The organism is Micromonospora peucetia, from assembly GCF_900091625.1.
In the GTDB taxonomy this organism is placed as follows: Bacteria; Actinomycetota; Actinomycetes; order Mycobacteriales; family Micromonosporaceae; genus Micromonospora; species Micromonospora peucetia.
This window is the reverse complement of the sequence record NZ_FMIC01000002.1, coordinates 2565305-2581232: the sequence shown is the minus strand read 5'-3', so window position 1 is coordinate 2581232 and position 15928 is coordinate 2565305. Positions and strand designations below refer to the sequence as shown.

Annotated in this window: 14 protein-coding genes and 1 tRNA gene; 8 read left to right on the top strand and 7 right to left on the bottom strand. The window is 73.3% G+C overall.

Annotated elements, in window-relative coordinates:
* Positions 1-10: 10 nt before the first annotated feature.
* Positions 11-1792, bottom strand: a complete 1782-nt coding sequence (locus GA0070608_RS12065) for a potassium channel protein (protein ID WP_245715773.1) — start codon at positions 1790-1792, stop codon at positions 11-13.
* Positions 1793-1893: 101 nt separating this feature from the next.
* Here GA0070608_RS12065 and GA0070608_RS12060 point away from each other — a divergent pair, with 101 nt between their 5' ends.
* The 4 genes from GA0070608_RS12060 (at position 1894) to GA0070608_RS12045 (ending at position 5994) form a co-directional block, all read left to right on the top strand.
* Entirely contained in the window at positions 1894-2388 is a 495-nt protein-coding gene (locus GA0070608_RS12060) for an MSMEG_6728 family protein (protein WP_091626873.1), read from the top strand.
* Between the two features lie 61 nt (positions 2389-2449).
* On the top strand, positions 2450-3982 hold the full coding sequence (locus GA0070608_RS12055; RefSeq protein WP_091626870.1) for an FAD-dependent oxidoreductase: 1533 nt from the start codon (positions 2450-2452) through the stop codon (positions 3980-3982).
* A gap of 140 nt (positions 3983-4122) precedes the next feature.
* A complete protein-coding gene (locus tag GA0070608_RS12050; protein WP_091626867.1) occupies positions 4123-5298 on the top strand; it encodes a hypothetical protein in 1176 nt (391 codons plus the stop codon).
* A 252-nt stretch (positions 5299-5550) separates the two neighbouring features.
* Entirely contained in the window at positions 5551-5994 is a 444-nt protein-coding gene (locus GA0070608_RS12045; protein ID WP_091626863.1) for an HNH endonuclease, read from the top strand.
* 84 nt (positions 5995-6078) lie between these two features.
* Here the strand turns inward: GA0070608_RS12045 and GA0070608_RS12040 are convergent, their stop codons facing one another.
* The 3 genes from GA0070608_RS12040 to GA0070608_RS12030 form a co-directional block, all read right to left on the bottom strand.
* Positions 6079-6687 (bottom strand): hypothetical protein, encoded by a 609-nt coding sequence (locus tag GA0070608_RS12040; protein WP_091626858.1) that lies wholly within the window; start codon positions 6685-6687, stop codon positions 6079-6081.
* Between the two features lie 127 nt (positions 6688-6814).
* Positions 6815-7585, bottom strand: a complete 771-nt coding sequence (locus GA0070608_RS12035) for an enoyl-CoA hydratase/isomerase family protein (protein ID WP_091626854.1) — start codon at positions 7583-7585, stop codon at positions 6815-6817.
* Between the two features lie 125 nt (positions 7586-7710).
* Positions 7711-10104, bottom strand: coding sequence for a M4 family metallopeptidase (locus GA0070608_RS12030; RefSeq protein WP_091626850.1), 2394 nt, complete (start codon positions 10102-10104; stop codon positions 7711-7713).
* Positions 10105-10285: 181 nt separating this feature from the next.
* Here GA0070608_RS12030 and GA0070608_RS12025 point away from each other — a divergent pair, with 181 nt between their 5' ends.
* The 3 genes from GA0070608_RS12025 (at position 10286) to GA0070608_RS12015 (ending at position 13137) form a co-directional block, all read left to right on the top strand.
* On the top strand, positions 10286-10807 hold the full coding sequence (locus GA0070608_RS12025; protein WP_091626846.1) for a hypothetical protein: 522 nt from the start codon (positions 10286-10288) through the stop codon (positions 10805-10807).
* A 108-nt stretch (positions 10808-10915) separates the two neighbouring features.
* Positions 10916-12538 (top strand): succinic semialdehyde dehydrogenase, encoded by a 1623-nt coding sequence (locus GA0070608_RS12020; RefSeq protein WP_091626840.1) that lies wholly within the window; start codon positions 10916-10918, stop codon positions 12536-12538.
* The gene (locus tag GA0070608_RS12015; RefSeq protein ID WP_176733703.1) at positions 12535-13137 is read left to right on the top strand and encodes a TetR/AcrR family transcriptional regulator; all 603 of its coding nucleotides are present in this window, start codon (positions 12535-12537) and stop codon (positions 13135-13137) included. The genes GA0070608_RS12020 and GA0070608_RS12015 overlap by 4 nt, the downstream gene beginning before the upstream one ends.
* 15 nt (positions 13138-13152) lie before the next feature.
* Here the strand turns inward: GA0070608_RS12015 and GA0070608_RS12010 are convergent, their stop codons facing one another.
* The 3 genes from GA0070608_RS12010 to GA0070608_RS12000 all read right to left on the bottom strand — a co-directional run bounded on the left by GA0070608_RS12010 (position 13153) and on the right by GA0070608_RS12000 (position 14489).
* Positions 13153-13572 (bottom strand): VOC family protein, encoded by a 420-nt coding sequence (locus tag GA0070608_RS12010; RefSeq protein WP_091626836.1) that lies wholly within the window; start codon positions 13570-13572, stop codon positions 13153-13155.
* 10 nt (positions 13573-13582) lie between these two features.
* Positions 13583-14029 carry a helix-turn-helix domain-containing protein gene (locus GA0070608_RS12005; protein WP_091634913.1) on the bottom strand — a complete coding sequence of 149 codons (447 nt, stop codon included), beginning with the start codon at positions 14027-14029 and terminating at the stop codon, positions 13583-13585.
* Between the two features lie 383 nt (positions 14030-14412).
* Positions 14413-14489, bottom strand: a tRNA-Thr gene (locus GA0070608_RS12000).
* A 334-nt stretch (positions 14490-14823) separates the two neighbouring features.
* Here GA0070608_RS12000 and GA0070608_RS11995 point away from each other — a divergent pair.
* Complete coding sequence (locus tag GA0070608_RS11995) at positions 14824-15915, top strand: ABC transporter ATP-binding protein (RefSeq protein WP_091626832.1); 1092 nt, start codon at positions 14824-14826, stop codon at positions 15913-15915.
* The last annotated feature ends 13 nt before the right edge of the window (positions 15916-15928 follow it).

Genomic DNA, 15928 nt, shown 5'->3' with positions numbered 1-15928 from the left:
GGACTGGCCGTCACTCCTCCGGTTGCCGGGGCACGGGCGGGACCGGGTCCTCCGGCAGGGGTGGCGCGGCCTCGCGGAGCAGGGCGTTCAGGCCGGCCCGGCGGGCCACCACCGTCAGCCGGTCGCCCGCGACGATCACCAGGCGCGGATCGGGGGCCCAGTCGAGGCGCTGACCGGCCCGGGCGTGCGCCAGCAGGCGTACGCTCTCGGTCGGCCCGACAGCGGCGAGCGGCCGTCCGTCCAGTGACGATCCGGCGGCGACGGAGACCTCGGTGACCAGCAGCGCGTGCCGGCCGACCGGGATGGTGGCGATCACCGCGCGGTCCAGCAGCGCGGCGGCGAACGACGGCGCGGCGAGGTAGGACACGCTGCGCGAGACGCCGATGCCGAACGCCTGCTGGATGCGTTCGGCGAAGTGGCCGTCGAAGAGGCGCAGCACCACCTGGAGTTCTGAATTGACGGCCAGGCCGTTGAGTGCCGCCTGGAGGTTGGTCTCGTCGTCGGTGGAGACCACCACCAGCGCCTGGCAGCCACCCACGGACGCGGACTGGAGGGTCTCCTCCAACGCGGCGTCCCCCACGATCAGCGGTACGCCCAGCCGTCGGGCCAGCGCGGCACCGCGCGGCTCGGGCACCCTGTCGATCGCCACCACCTCGACGCCGAAGTCGCAGAGCTGGGCCATCACCCGGGTGCCGACGTTGCCCAGCCCGACCACCACCACGTGCCCGGAGCGCTCGGGCTGGATGCGGCCGGAGTGCAGGGCCAGCCGGGCGTTGACTATGCCGTCCACCACCACGGCGGTGATCAGCGGGATCAGCGCCAGCCCGGCCAGGTTGAGCACCACCTGCATGACCTGCTCGGCGGCCGACTTGTCCGGATCCGGATCCTGCCCGGTCAGCGTGGTGACCAGCGTGAGGTAGAGCGAGTCGGCCCAGCCCTTGTGCGAGGCGTAGCCGTTGAGCCAGCCGAGCACACCGATCACCGCCAGCAGCACGATCACCGCGAGGCCGATCTTGCGGGTGGCGAAGCTGCGTACCGCGCGCAGCAGCACCGTCAGGGGTCGGCGGCGCCGGCGGGCCCGCACCAGCCGGCGGGCGGCCAACTCCGTCCCGGGCGGTGTCCCGGTCGCCTCGGCGATCACCAGGTCGGCCACCGACCCGTCGGCGGGCAGCAGCCGGACCTGCTGTGGATCGCGGGTGTCGGCCACCCCGCAGACCACGTCGGTGGGGCGTACGTCGTCGCGGCGGGCCACGTAGAGGGTGCGTCCGCCGTGCCGGAAATGGGTGGGTGCGACCTCGCCGAGCGCGGCGGCCACGAAGGCCGGGGCGGCCATCGAGGCGTCGGAGAGCACCGCCGAGTCGGGGAAGATCCGCCGCACCCCGTTGGCGAGACCGGTGTTGAACATCCGCACCACCAGGCGCAGCCGGGGCTCGACCTCCTGCGCGCAGAGCGCGGCGTGCATGTTGCCGACGTCGTCCTGGTGCAGCAGGGCCAGCCCGTCGGCGCCGGCCAGCCCTGCCCGGCGGAAGGTGACCTCGTCCAGCCGGTCGGCGCGTACCACCTCGACGCCCTGGAGGTCCCGCCCGTCGGGCTCGTCGGAGCGCGGTCGTTCCGGCACGACCAGGGTGATCCGGACGCGACCGGCCTGGAGCTCGGTGGCGAGCAACGCCCGCACCACCCAGTAGGCGAGGGCGTCGCGGCCACAGATCACGTAGTGCGCCGCCCGCGCGTCCCCGTTGACCCGAAGCCGCCGGCTGGCACGCCGCGCACGATCCAACAGGGGCTCCGGCATGTGCCGCATCGTAGTCAGCCGGTCGCGCCGAGCGCAGCCCCCTTGATCATGAACGCTGGTCGCGTCGGCATGTCCCGCCCGGCGACGGGTAGAGCACCGGTATGCAGACGTTCCTGCCGTACCCGGACTTTCTGGCCAGTGCCCGGACGCTGGACCAGCGGCGGCTGGGCAAGCAGCGGGTGGAGGCCATCCAGGTGCTGCGCGGCCTGACCTGGCCCACGTACGGCTGGCGCAACCATCCGGCGGTGAAGATGTGGGCCGGGTACGAGGAGGCCCTCACCCGGTACGGACTGGACGTCTGCGCCGTCTGGTGCGAGCCCGGTCGGGCCGACACCTGCGCGGCCACGATGACCACCGACCTCGCCGCCGCCTGCGGCCTGAACCGGGTCCGCACCCAGCGGGAGCTGGCCGAGGCCGGGGAGCTGCCGCCCTGGCTGGGCCGCGACGACCTGCACCTGAGCCACCGCTCGTCGCTGCTGCGCAAGGACCCCGGGCACTACGGCCCGATCTTCGGCGACGACGTCCCGCCCGACCTGGAGTACGTCTGGCCCGCCTCCGACCGGCAGCGCCGCTGCCCGCCGCCGCCTCCGACGTGAAAGGAAGGGCCCTTCCTTCCACCTCAGGGCAGACTGGAGGCACACCGGGCGGAAGGTGCACATGGCGCTGTCGCAAGTGGTCGGTCGGCTCATCGGCGTACGCGAGCACGAGGTGGACCCGGGCGGTGGCGGCGCCCCCCGCGTGCCGCGCCAGGTGGAGGTCGTGGTGGTCGGCGGCGGGATCGCCGGTATGTCGACGGCGGTGGTGCTGGCCGAGCGCGGGGTGACGGTGACCGTGCTGGAGGCGGCGCCGACCCTCGGCGGGCGGCTCGGGGCCTGGCCGGAGACGCTCACCGACGGCACCCGGCAGATGAACGAGCACGGCTTCCACGCGTTCTTCCGGCAGTACTACAACTGGCGCTCGATCCTGCGTCGCGCCGACCCGGGGCTCGGCTTCCTGCGGCCGGTTCCGGGCTACCCGGTCCTGAGCGGGCAGTGGCCGACCGAGGAGTTCGGCCGGCTGCCGCCCGCGCCGCCGATGAACCTGCTGGCGCTGCTGCTGCGCAGCCCCAGCCTGCGCCTGGGTGACCTGCGTGGGATGGACCGGGACGCGGCGCTGCCGCTGCTCACGTACGACCCGAAGCGCACCTACGCCGAGTTCGACGACACCACCGCCGACGCACTGCTCGCCTCGCTGCGGCTGCCCGACCGGGCCCGCGCGATGCTCTTCGAGGTCTTCTCGCACTCGTTCTTCAACCACGAGGCGGAGATGTCGGCCGCCGAAATGATCGCGCAGTTCCACTTCTACCTGCTGGGCAATCCGGAGGGGCTGGCCTTCGACTGCCCCGACGAGGACTACGCGACGGCGATCTGGGAGCCGCTGACCCGGCACGTGCGGCAGCACGGCGGCCGGGTGGTCACCGGCGCCGCCGTCACCGCCCTGATCCGCGACGGCGCCGGCTGGCGGGTGGCGACCGCCGACGGCACGTCGTACCCGGCCGGGCACGTGGTGCTCGCCGTCGACCCGCCCGCCCTGGCCACGCTGGTCGCGGCCTCGCCCGGCCTTGCCACCCACGCGCCCCGACTGGTGGCCCGGATGCCCGCGTTCGGCCGGCCCGGTCCGCCGTACGCGGTGGCGCGCTACTGGTGCGACGGGGACGTGTCCGCCGACCGGGCGGTGTTCAGCGGGGTGTCCCGGCAGCCCACCCTGGACTCGGTGACCCTCTATCACCGGCTGGAGAACGAGTCGCGCCGCTGGGCGGAGCGCACCGGCGGCTCGGTCGTGGAGCTGCACGCGTACGCGTGCGAGGCGGGCGTGTCCGCCGGGGAGCTGGCCGAACGGATGCGGGTCGAGCTGGCCGCGCTCTGGCCGGAGGTGACGGGGCTGCGGGTCCGCGAGTTGCGGGCCCGGGTGGCGGCGCAGGCACCGGCGTTCACGCCCGGCAGCCACGCCTGGCGGCCCGGGGTGCGTACCGACGCCGACGGGCTCTACCTGGCCGGCGACGGCATCCGGACGGACTTCCCGAGCGCGCTGATGGAGCGGTCGGCGGCGACCGGGATCATCGCGGCCAACCACATCCTGCGGGCCGAGGGCGGCGCGGCGGAGCCGGTCCGCTCGATCCGCCCCCGGGGCCTGCTCGCCGGACGCAGGTGACGGCGACGGCGCCGCGGTGCGCGCCCGGTACAGGCGACGACGCTGCGACGCACGCTGGACGAGCGTGACGAAAGCGGATAAATGGCGCGCTTGACTCGCCTAGGCTGACCGTCTGGAGTGAGCCGGGAGGTCAGCGCGGAATGTCGCCGCACGCGGACGACGGCCCGCTCGTCGCCGATGTGCCGCGGGACGACGCGTACCCGCTGATCCGGGACGAGCGGGCCTGCATCGTGACCGCCCTGCGGCTCGGCTGGTGGATGGCGGACGCCTACCACCACGCGCGGACCGCCGAGCTGCGCGACACCGGGGCCGACCGGCCGGCGGGCGCGCCGGCGAAGCTGTCCAACCTGACCGAGATGTCGGGGCGGCGGCGAATGCGGATGTACCTGGACGGCGTGGAGGTCGCGCTCGCCCAGATCGCCGAGCTGACCCGGCGGGTCGGACCCGTGCCCACCCCCGCCGACGCCCACGCCCGGCTGGCCGACACGGCCGTGGGCGCCGACGCGCTGCTGCTCGCCGTCGACGACCTGAACGTGGAGCTGCTGCGCTGGACGATGGCCACCAACCAGCGGGTGGGGCTGGCGTACCGGCTGGGGCGCTCGCTCGCCGACACCGTCCGGCACGGCGAGGCCGAGCAGGTGGCCCGCCGCTTCGGCGGCCGGCACATCGAGATCGGGCGTTGGCTGGGCGAGTTGGCCAGCGTGCTGCCCCCGTACTCGGCCGCGGTGGTCCGGCGGTCGCTGTCGGCGTGGGCGTCGGCGGTCACCCGGGCGGGCGTGGGTGACCCAACCGAGGCGGGGCTGCCCGAGCTGGCCCGGGAGCTGCGCAACCAGGGCGAGCTGTGGCAGGGCGTGCTCACCGGCGGGCTGCACCCCAGGGACCTGCTGGACGAGGAGGACTACGCGATCGTCGCCCGGAACCTGATCATCCGGGACCGGAAGCTGGTGGCACGGGCCGCCCGGGGGATCTTCTGGCCGGTGCTCGTGCCGCTGCTGGCAGCGCTCTTCGCCGTGGTGGGGGTGAGCGCGCTCGCCGCCGCCGGTTCGCCGGTGACCCGGGCCGCTGTGGCCCTGCTCGGGCTGGGGGCCGGGCTGGCCGCCATCTGGCGTACCGTCTCCGGCCCGGCGCTCGCGGTCGCCGGGGAGGTCAACCGGCCGCTGCTGGAGAGCGAACTGACCGCCCGGATGGCCGTACGCATCGACCGGCCGCTGGCCGCCGCACGGGCCGCCGGCCGGGCCCGCCGGCAGCGCCGCCCGGGCGAGGCGGCCCCTCGATCGAAATCCGTTGCCGCTCTGTCCCCCGCCGACCTACCGTGATCGGGCAAGGTCAACCACCGCCACGGGAGCTGGTCATGTCGATGTCGCACGTCACCTGTGTGCCGTCGTGCCTGCCCACCCGTCCGGCGGCGGCGAGCGGCGGCGGTCACCGCGCCGAAGACCCCGGGGGCGGCCGGCCCGACTGACGTGTGCCCGCACGACGTCGAGCCGCCCGTCCGCACGCACCCGGACCGGGCGGCTCTTTCGCTGTCCGGCCCGCCCAGATCGTCACCGCCACGAAGGGAGACACCGGTGGACGCAGTCCTCGTCGTCAACGCCGACCTCGGCCCGCTGCACCGGGTCACCGTCAAACACGCGATCCGGATGCTCTGCCGGCGGGTCGCCGAGATCCACGAGGCCGAGCCAGACCGGCTGATCGGGATCTTCCCGGTCCCCCGGGTGGTGCGCCTCGTCCGCTACGTGGTGACCCGGTGGCGGTTCAGCGCCGGCCCGGCCTGGTCCCGGGCCGGGGTGCTGCGCCGGGACGGGGGCCGCTGCGCGTACTGCGGGGAGCCGGGCGGCACGATCGACCACGTGCTGCCCCGCTCGCGCGGCGGCCGGAACACCTGGCGGAACACGACCGCCGCCTGCTACGGGTGCAACCAGCGCAAGGGCGACCGGACGCCCGCCGAGGCGGGCATGCCGCTGCGGCGCGAGCCGGCGACCCCGAGCTGGGCGTCGCTGGCCGGGCGGTGACGGACCGGCCGGCGGGAACGGGGGGCCGCGTCGGGGGTACGCCCCTCGGCGCGGCACCCGCCGGCCCCCGGTCCGGTGAGAGGCTCACCCGGTCGGTTCTTTCTTCGACGCCGGCGGCTCGGGGTGGGCACGCAGGAACGCCCGCGCCTGCCCCTCGTGCCGGGCGATCAGCGCGGCGGGCAGGCCGGACGCCACGGTCACCAGCAGCGCCAGCGCCAGCCACCCCGGGCCCCACCGGATGAACACCTGCCCGATCTGCGCCAGGACCACCCCGGACAGCGGAATCCACTGTGTCCACTGGCCGTCCATCTGCGCGGCCACCCGGCGTACCAGCGGCAGGTCCACGTCCGGCACCGGCAGCAGACCCCGCGCCTGCCGGACCAGCTCGCGCCGGCGCGCCCGGTTCTCGCCCCACAGCGGGGAGCGCGCGTTGCGCCGGTATAGACCGGTCCCGACGAGATAGAGCATGCCGCCGACCAGAGTGACCGCCCCCGCGCCGACCAGGATCGCCCCGAGCACAGTCGCCCAGCCCGGCGGTTCGCCCCAGGCGGGCACGTCCAGATCGAATCCGATGCCGAGCGCGACCAGCCCCGCGCCGGCGAGGGCGCCGAGCAGCGCCACGCCGACGTTCAGCAGCAGGAACCGGCGGCGGCCTCGCCGGATCCGTGACCGTTTCGACGCTGCGCCATCCACAGTGACCCCCGCCCTTCGTCGATGCCGGTGTCATACCCGTGTTCCCCCGGGGCATTCTGTCTGACGAATGTGAGGACAGTCGTTGTCTGGGAAGCCGGTGCGGGTGCCGGTGCGGGGCAGACGGCCGTCAGGGCCGGGCGGGCGTCCAGCCGAAGCGGGGCGGGCGGCGCTCGTGGAAGGCGGCGACGCCCTCGCGGGCCTCGCCGCTGGCCCGGACCTGCCCGTGCCACCAGGCGATCCGGTCCTCGTCCGCCCTGCCATCGATGATCTCCTTGGCGGCGGCGACGCTGAGCTGCGACCGGGCGACCATGGCGGCGGTGAGCTCGTCCACCCGAGCGGCGAGCCCGTCGACCGACAGCACCTCGTCGGCCAGGCCGACCCGCAGCGCGCGTTCGGCGTCGATCAGCTCGGCGGTGAAGAGCAGGTGCTTGGCCGTGCCCGGACCGACCAGCCGGGCCAGCCGGCGGGTGGTCGGCGCCGGGTACACCAGGCCAAGCCGCGCCGGCGGCACGCCGAACCGCGCGTCGGCGGCGGCGATCCGCAGGTCGCACGCGACGGCGAGCTGGCAGCCGCCGCCCACGCACGCGCCCCGGACGGCGGCGACGGTCGGCTTGGCGAACGCGGCGAGCCGCTCCTCGGCGGCCACCGCGATGCTGGCGTCACCGGCGTCCAGCAGCTCGTCCAGGTCGCCCAGGTCCGCGCCGGCGCAGAAGGTGTCCCCGGCGCCGGTGAGCACCAGCGCCCGGACGGCCGGATCGGCCTCCAGCCCGTCGAGCAGCTCCGGCAGCCGCCGCCACATCGCGGTGGTCATCGCATTGCGCCGGGCCGGGTTCCGGATCACCACCGTCGCCACCGGCCCGGTCACCTCGACGAGAAGTTCCGCGTCCGCCACCGTCACCACCCCTTCGAGCGTCCCGCCCGGCCGCCGGGGTCGACGGCGCGTCGGTGCGGCGACCATAACGGCGAGGGCCCGGCGACCACCCTGGCGGGGTGGTCGCCGGGCCCGGCGACGGTACGGCTACTTCAGGAGACGTTGAGCGCGGTGTCGTCCACGACGAAGGACGTCTTGAGCGACGCGTCCTCGGTGCCGGTGAACTTCAGGGTCACGGTCTGCCCCTTGTACGCGGCCAGCGAGAACGACTTCTGGCTGTACCCGGCGGCCTTGTTCAGGTTCGAGTACGTGGCCAGGGTCGCCAGCACCGTCCCGGAGGAGTTGAGCACCTGCACCCGCAGCGTGTCGTACGCGGTGCTGGTGGTGGTCTCCGTCGAATCGATGTGCAGCCAGAAGCTGAAGTTGTACGACGTGCACGCCGCCGGCAGGCTCACCGACTGCGAGAGCGTCTCGGTGCGGGTACTGCCGTACCCGTTCAGCCACGCGCTCCAGGTGCCGGTGCGGGCCGGCTGTGCGGTGCCGTGCTGGCCGATCACGCCCGCGCTCTGCGACCAGGTGGTGGCCCCGGATTCGAAGCCGGCGTTGCCGAGCTTCTGACCCGGGCTGGTGCAGCCGCCGCCGGTGCCGTTCACGGTCAACGTGTAGGTGGCGCTGCGGGTGACCGAGCCGGCGCCGTTCACGGTGACCGTGTAGGTGCCGGCCGGCGTGGCGGCGGTGGTGGCGACGGTCAGGGTCGACGAGGCGCCCGAGGTCACCGAGGCCGGGCTGAACGAGGCGGTCGCCCCGCTCGGCAGGCCGGCCGCCGACAGCGTCACGGTCTGCGCCGTGCCGCTGGTGGTGGCGGTCGCCACGGTGGTGGACACCGAGCCGCCCGGGTTCACCGCGCCGGAGGTCGGCGAGAGCGAGACCGAGAAGTCGTTTCCGGTCGAACACGGCGCGTCGTTGCCGGCCACGTTCACCGCCGTCCAGGCCGCCTGGACGGTCCGGTACTCGGTGGAGCAGGTGCCGTACAGGTCGGTGGCGGCCCGCAGGCTGTACGCCCGGGCGGTGTTCGCCGGGTTGCTGGTGTTCACGTACGACGTGTTGGAGGTGAAGTACGCGTCCAGCGCCCGCCACCAGATCTTCTCGGCCTTGGCGCGGCCGATGCCGGTCACCGCCGGGGCGGAGCCGCAGATCGGCGAGGTGCCGTACGGGGTGGCCCCGGTGCCCTCGGCGAGGTTGAAGAAGAAGTGGTTGGCCACGCCGGACGAGTAGTGCACGTTCTTGTTCTTGGTGGAGGTGGACCAGCAGCTGTCGCTCGAGCCGTCCAGGGTCGGGTTGTACATGTAGCGCAGCGGGGTGCCGTCGCCGTTGATGTTGATCTTTTCGCCGACCTGGTAGTCGCCCGGGTCGGCGGCGGTGTTGGCGTAGAACTCGACCATGTTGCCGAAGATGTCGCTGGTGGCCTCGTTGAGGCCGCCGGACTCACCGGAGTAGGTCAGGCCGCCGGGGACCACGTTCTCGGTGACGCCGTGGCTCATCTCGTGGGCGGCGACGTCGATGGAGACCAGCGGATTGGCGTTGCCCGAGCCGTCGCCGTAGGTCATCCGGGAGCCGTCCCAGAAGGCGTTGACGTAGTTGTTGCCGTAGTGCACCCGGCTGGGCACACCCCGGCCGTCGCCGAAGATGCCGTTGCGGCCGTGCACGTTCTTGAAGTAGTCGAACGTCCTGGCAGCGCCGAAGTGCGCGTCCACGGCGGCGGACTGCCGGTTGGAGCTGGCCCCGGTGCCCCAGGTGTTGTCGGCGTCGGTGAACGTGGTGCACGTCGACGTGCCGTTGTTCATGTCGCAGGTGGAGCCGTTGCCGCGCAGCGGGTCGACCATCGAGTACGTGCTGCCGGAGAGCGTGGTGTCCACGGTGACCGAGCCGGAGTAGACGCTGTTGCCCGTGCCGGCGACGGCCTCGATCTCGTCGTACGAGCCGATGGTCTTGCCGGTGGTGGCGTCGGTGATGACGTGGAACTTCGACGGGGTCTGCCCGTCCGGGTGCCAGCCGCTGACGACAGTCTCCCAGGCCAGCCGGCCCTTGCCGGAGCTGGCGTCGACGAAGAGCTCCGGGGCGCCCACGGCGGTGAGCGTGCCGGAGAACTCGGCGCGGGCGGCCTTCTTCGCGGCGGCGGCGGGGACCTTCGCCCCCGTGGGCAGGGTCAGTGGGGCGTCCAGGCCGACGGAGGAGCCGGCGTACCCGCCGTCCGGCGCGGTGTGGATGACGAAGTCACCGCCGTACACCCGCAGGCCCTGGTAGGTCCGGGTGTAGCGGGTGTGCGCGGCGCCGTTCGCGTCCACCTTGGTGCTGTGCACCTGGTAGGACTCGGCACCGGTGCCCTGGACGGCGCCGGGGTTGGCCCGCAGGGCGCTCGCCGCAGCGGCGGCGGGCCCGCCCGGGGCTGGCGCGGTGGGGGGTGCCGCGAGCGCCGGGGTGGCGACGCCGGTCAGCAGGCCGCTGCTGAGCAGGGCCGTACCGATGGCGGCAAGGGGTCTTTTCACGTGCCCTCCTGAAGGGGTGCGCGTGACAGGGGTAGTCACACATGTAGATATAACGATGTGGCGATCCAAAAGAAAAGGGGTGATCAGAATTCCGCCCCGGACACTGACCGTTCGGTGGAATCGGGGCTGGCGGGAACCGCACCGCCGCACCGCGCGTCCGAGCGGAATGAGATCAGCTTCGATGGCCGGCGTCAAGATCGCGCTGGTGGTAACAGTCCTTGCCGGCTGTGCGGCGGCCGAGCCGCCGGAGCGGGCCGCCCCTCCCGGAACCGGCCACCCGACTGCCTCCGCGCCGCCCCAGGCATCGACCGCGCCGTCCCCGGAATCGACCACGCCAGCCTCCCCCGGGCCGACGGCCACCACGGCGCGCGTCGTGCTGACCCGGTCGGGCGGGTTCGCCGGGCGCGGCGACACCGTGACGGTGGAGCCCGACGGGCGGTGGGCCGTCGTCGACCGCGCCGGGTCGCGACGTACCGGGCGGCTCTCCAGCACAGACCTGGACCGGCTGCGCCAGCTCGCCGCGAACCCCGCGCTCGCCACCGAGGCCGGTCGCCCGTCGACCCCCACCGCCTGCCAGGACGCCTTCAGCTACCGGCTGACCGTCGGGGCCGTGGAGACCGGCTACGTGGACTGCCCGGCGGACGGCAGCGCGCCGACGACGACCCGCGAGGTGGTGGAGCTGCTGGTCGGGGCCACCGACTGAGCGGCTCAGAGGGGGCGGCGGGTGGCGCACGGAGCGCTACGGCGAGGCCGCGCGGGCCGACCGACGCAGCAATTGCAACGCAACGTCGCGTTGCGTTAACGTCGGGGCATGACCACCACCGCCCTCCCCCCGCACGCCGACCCGGCGGGCGGCCCGGTCACCGGCAACCCCACCGCCGCCGGGCGCCCCCCGACGCTGCCCACAGGTGCTGCCGCGCTCGTCGGACAGGTGCGCGGCACCGGGCCGGCTTTCACCGCCACCTCGCCGCTGACCGGCGCGCGGACGGTGGACGTACCGTCGAGCACCCCCGCCGACGTCGACGGCGCCTTCGCCGACGCACGGGCCGCCCAGCGTTCCTGGGCCGGGCTGCCGGTCGCCCGCCGGGCCGCCGTCCTGCTCCGGCTGCACGACCTGGTGCTCGACCGGCAGGCCGAAGGGCTCGACCTGGTCCAACTGGAGGCCGGCAAGGCCCGCCGGCACGCCGTCGAAGAGGTCCTCGACGTCGCCATCAACGCCCGCTACCACGCCCGCGCCGCCGCCCGGCTGCTGCGCCCCCGCCGCCGGGCCGGGGCGCTGCCGGTGCTCACCCGCACCCGCGAACTGCGCTTCCCGGTGGGCGTGGTCGGCGTCGTCTCGCCCTGGAACTACCCGCTCTCGCTGGCCGCGTCCGAGGTGCTGCCCGCCCTGGCGGCCGGCAACGCGGTGGTGCACCGGCCCGACCCGGCGACCATGCTCAGCGCGCTGTGGTTGCGCGCCCTCGCCGTCGAGGCGGGCCTGCCCCCGGCGCTCTGGCAGGTCGTCGCCGGCGACGGCGCCGACGTCGGGCCGCTGGTCACCGGCCGGGCCGACCTGGTCTGCTTCACCGGCTCCACCCGGGTCGGCCGGGAGGTCGCCGCCCAGGCCGCGCGCCGGCTGGTCCCCTCGTCGCTGGAGCTGGGCGGCAAGAATCCCCTGCTCGTCCTCGACGACGCCGACCTGGACCGGGCGGTGGAGGGCGCGATCCGGGCCTGCTTCGCCAGCGCCGGCCAGCTCTGCGTCTCCGCCGAGCGCGTCTACGTCGCCGACCGGCTGCACGACGAGTTCCTGCGCCGGTTCGTCGCGCGCACCGGGACACTGCGGCTGGGCGTGGGCGGCGACTTCGAGGCCGACCTCGGCTCGCTGGCCTCCGCGCGGCAACTCGACACCGTCACCGCGCACGTCGCCGACGCCGTCGAGCGCGGCGCCACCCTGCACACCGGCGGCCGGCACCGCCCCGACATCGGCCCGTACGTCTTCGAACCGGCCGTCCTCACCGGCGTCGCCCCCGGCATGCGAATGCACGCCGAGGAGACCTTCGGGCCGGTCGTCGCGGTCCACCGCTTCGACACCGACGACGAGGCGGTGGCCCTGGCCAACGACACCGCCTACGGGCTGAACGCCAGCGTGTTCAGCCGCTCAGGGGCGCGCGGCGAGGCGGTCGCGGCGCGGATCGACGCGGGCGCCGTCAACGTCAACGACGGCTACAGCGCCGTCTGGGGCAGCGTCGACGCCCCGATGGGCGGCTGGAAGGACTCCGGACTGGGCGGCCGGCACGGCGCCGACGGGCTGCTCCGGTTCACCCGGGTCAAGACCGTCGCCCGGCAGCGCGGGCTGGACCTGGCCCCCGCGTACCACCGGCCGGGCGCGCAGAGCGCGGCCTGGACCCGGCGGATGACCGCGGCGCTGCGCCTGCTGCGCCGCACCGGGCTGTGAGTCAGGTACGCGGTCCGCGCGGTGCCGAGGCGATCCACGCGGCCGTGCTGGACCTGCTGGCCGCCGACGGGTACGCCGCGCTGACCGTCGAGGGGGTGGCCCGGCGCTCCGGGGTCAACAAGACCACTCTCTACCGGTGGTGGCCGTCGAAGCCCGCCCTCGTCGCGGCGACGTTCCGGCACGCCATCGCCCGGGAACTGCCGGTGCCGGACACCGGCACGCTGCGCGGCGACCTGGCCGCCCTGCTCCGGTCGAAGACCGCGTTCTTCGCCGAAGGGCCGGGCCGCCTCGCCGCCGACGTGCTCGCCCACACCGGCGCCGACGCGGAGCTGGCCCGGCTCGCCGACGAACTGCTCGGCCAGCACCGCACCCACGTCGCTGAGGTGACCGGGCGGGCCCGTGCCCGGGGCGAACTGACCGGGCCGGTGGACGACACCCTCCTGGCCGACCTACTGCTCGGGCCGGTCTGGCTGCGGGCCGTGGTCACCCACCGTCCGCTGCCGCCCGCCGACGCAGACGCCCTGGTCGACACCCTGCTCGCCGGCCTGCCGGCCCACCGGGCACAGTCCCCCGGCAGGCCGGCACCACGTCGTTCATGACCAACCGCCGCCAGGTCAGCCCTTGGGGAACATCTGGCCGACACGGATCTTGTTACCGAACGGGTCGCGGATGCCGAAGTCGATCCCGTACGGGCGCTCCATCGGCTCGTCGGTGATCTCGACGCCCTTGGCGACCAGGTCCTCGTACGTCTTGTGCGCGTCGTCGGTGGTCATGAAGAGGTACCCACCCAGCGCCCCCTTGGTGAGCAGCTCCCGGACCTGCTCGGCGGTGGCCGGGTCCAGCGCCGGCTGACCGGGCTTCTCCAGCAGGATCTCGCGCTCCGGGTCACCGGGGATGTTCACCGTGAGCCAGCGCATGAAGCCGAGATCCTGGTCGGTGTTGACCTCCATGCCGAGCTTTCCCACATAGAAGTCGAGAGCCTCGTCCTGGTCGAGGACGTAGATCTGGGAGCGGCTGATCGCGTTCATCGTCATGCCGAGAACGCTACGGGGCGGGCCTGGCCTGCTGCTTATCCAAAACTGACCTCTGCTCACCGAAGCTGCTGGGCCGGGTCCAGGCCTTGGTGAAGCAGCTCGGCACGGCGGCGGTCGGCGCATTGCGCCGCCGGTACTCCGACGGCGGCTCCCCGACGATCTGCCGGAACGTGCGGCTGAACGTGCCCAGGCTGGAGAAGCCGACCGCGTAGCAGACGTCGGTGACGTCCCGGTCGGTGTGCAGCAGCAGGTACATGGCCCGCTCCACCCGCCGTCGCTGAAGGTAGCGGTGCGGGGTCTCGCCGAAGGTGGCCCGGAAGGTGCGGATGAAGTGCGCCTCCGAGACGTACGCGATCCGGGCCAGGGCGGGAATGTCCAACGGCTGGTCGTACGCGCGATCCATGGCGTCCCGGGCGCGCAGCATGGCCCGGTTCGACTCCTCCGTCGCCCTGCTCACGCCGCCCAGCATAGGCACGCGTTTACTGGCCTGTCGCGTCCTGTCTGTCAGCGACGTCCCCGCGTTTCGCAACGACTCTCTCGGACTGTCAGCTTGGGGAACGAGTGATCGAACTGGTCGGAACGAACGCCGCTCCAGCCAACGGTGATCAGGACGCCATAGACCCTAAAACGGCCAGGTAACGTCCATGGCGTCCTGATCACCGGCGCCAGCAGGCCTAGCGCGGGCGGACCAGCGCGGCGCTGGTCCCCACGGAGTACGCTCACGCCAACCTTGACGCCATACGCCAGGCCCTCGGCAGGCCCCACGGGCAGTTGTCGTGAGCCCTGTCGCTGTCACGCACAGGGACGGACCGGCGGGACGCCGGAACCGTCTTGTGAAATTGGAGCCCCCGGCCGGGATCGAACCGGCGACATCTCGCTTACAAGGCGAGTGCTCTGGCCAGCTGAGCTACAGGGGCGTGTGGTGCCGACGTCAGCATAGCGACTGACGTCCGGATTTCCCCCTCGGCAGGCCCCCCGACCACCGGAAACGTCGCCGTCCCGTTGCGCGCCACCCCCGGTCGCGGTCGATTGATGTCCGCCCGTGCCCGAGTGACCGGAATGTCTATGCCGCCCGTCCCATCCCGTGCTCGCCGCCTTGGCAGGTGGCGAAAAGCCGTTTACCGTGCAGTGACACGGACGACATCTCGATCATCGAGAGGTCGCCCGGCGGGCCGGCACTTCCCCTGTGCCGGCCGCTCCTTCACTCGGATCGTCCGGCACGTTCCTGCCGGTGAGAGGAAGCACCCCACCATGGCTACGGTCACCTACTCCAAGGCATCCCGGATCTACCCGGGCACGGAGCGTCCCGCCGTCAACCAGCTCGACCTGGAGATCGGCGACGGCGAGTTCCTCGTCCTGGTCGGCCCCTCCGGTTGCGGCAAGTCCACCAGCCTGCGCATGCTCGCCGGCCTGGAGGACGTCGACCAGGGCTCGATCCACATCGACGACCGGGACGTCACCCACCTGCCGCCGAAGGCCCGCGACATCGCGATGGTCTTCCAGAACTACGCCCTCTACCCGCACATGACGGTGTACGAGAACATGGCGTTCGCGCTCAAGCTGCGCAAGACCTCGAAGGCCGAGATCGACCGGCGGGTCAAGGAGGCGGCGGCGCTGCTCCAGCTGGAGGAATACCTGGGCCGCAAGCCGAAGGCCCTGTCCGGCGGTCAGCGCCAGCGGGTGGCCATGGGCCGGGCGATCGTCCGCGAGCCGCAGGTCTTCCTCATGGACGAGCCGCTGTCGAACCTCGACGCGAAGCTGCGGGTGCAGACCCGTACCCAGATCGCGTCGCTACAGGCGAAGCTGGGCGTCACCACCGTCTACGTCACCCACGACCAGGTCGAGGCCATGACCATGGGTCACCGGGTGGCGGTCATGCTCGACGGCGAGCTCCAGCAGGTGGACACTCCGCGGGCGCTCTACGACACCCCGGCCAACGTCTTCGTCGCCGGTTTCATGGGCTCCCCGGCCATGAACATCAAGACCGTGGCGCTCTCCGATGAGGGCGCCTCGTTCGCCGACCTGCACATCCCGCTCACCCGTGAGCAGGTCGCCGCGGCCCGCGCCGACGGTGGCGACAACAAGGTGACCGTCGGTTTCCGTCCCGAGGACTGCGAGCTGGTCAGCCCGACCGAGGGCGGCATGCCGGTCGTCGTCGAGCTGGTCGAGGACCTCGGCTCGGACGCCAACATCTACGGCCACGCCGCGCTGGAGGGCAACAACGAGCGCTTCGTGGTCCGTACCGACCGGCGCACCATGCCGAACATGGGTGACACCGTGTTCGTCAAGCCGCGCGAGGGCCGCAGCCACGTGTTCAACGCGGGCAGCGGCAACCGGATCTGACGTACGACCCGAT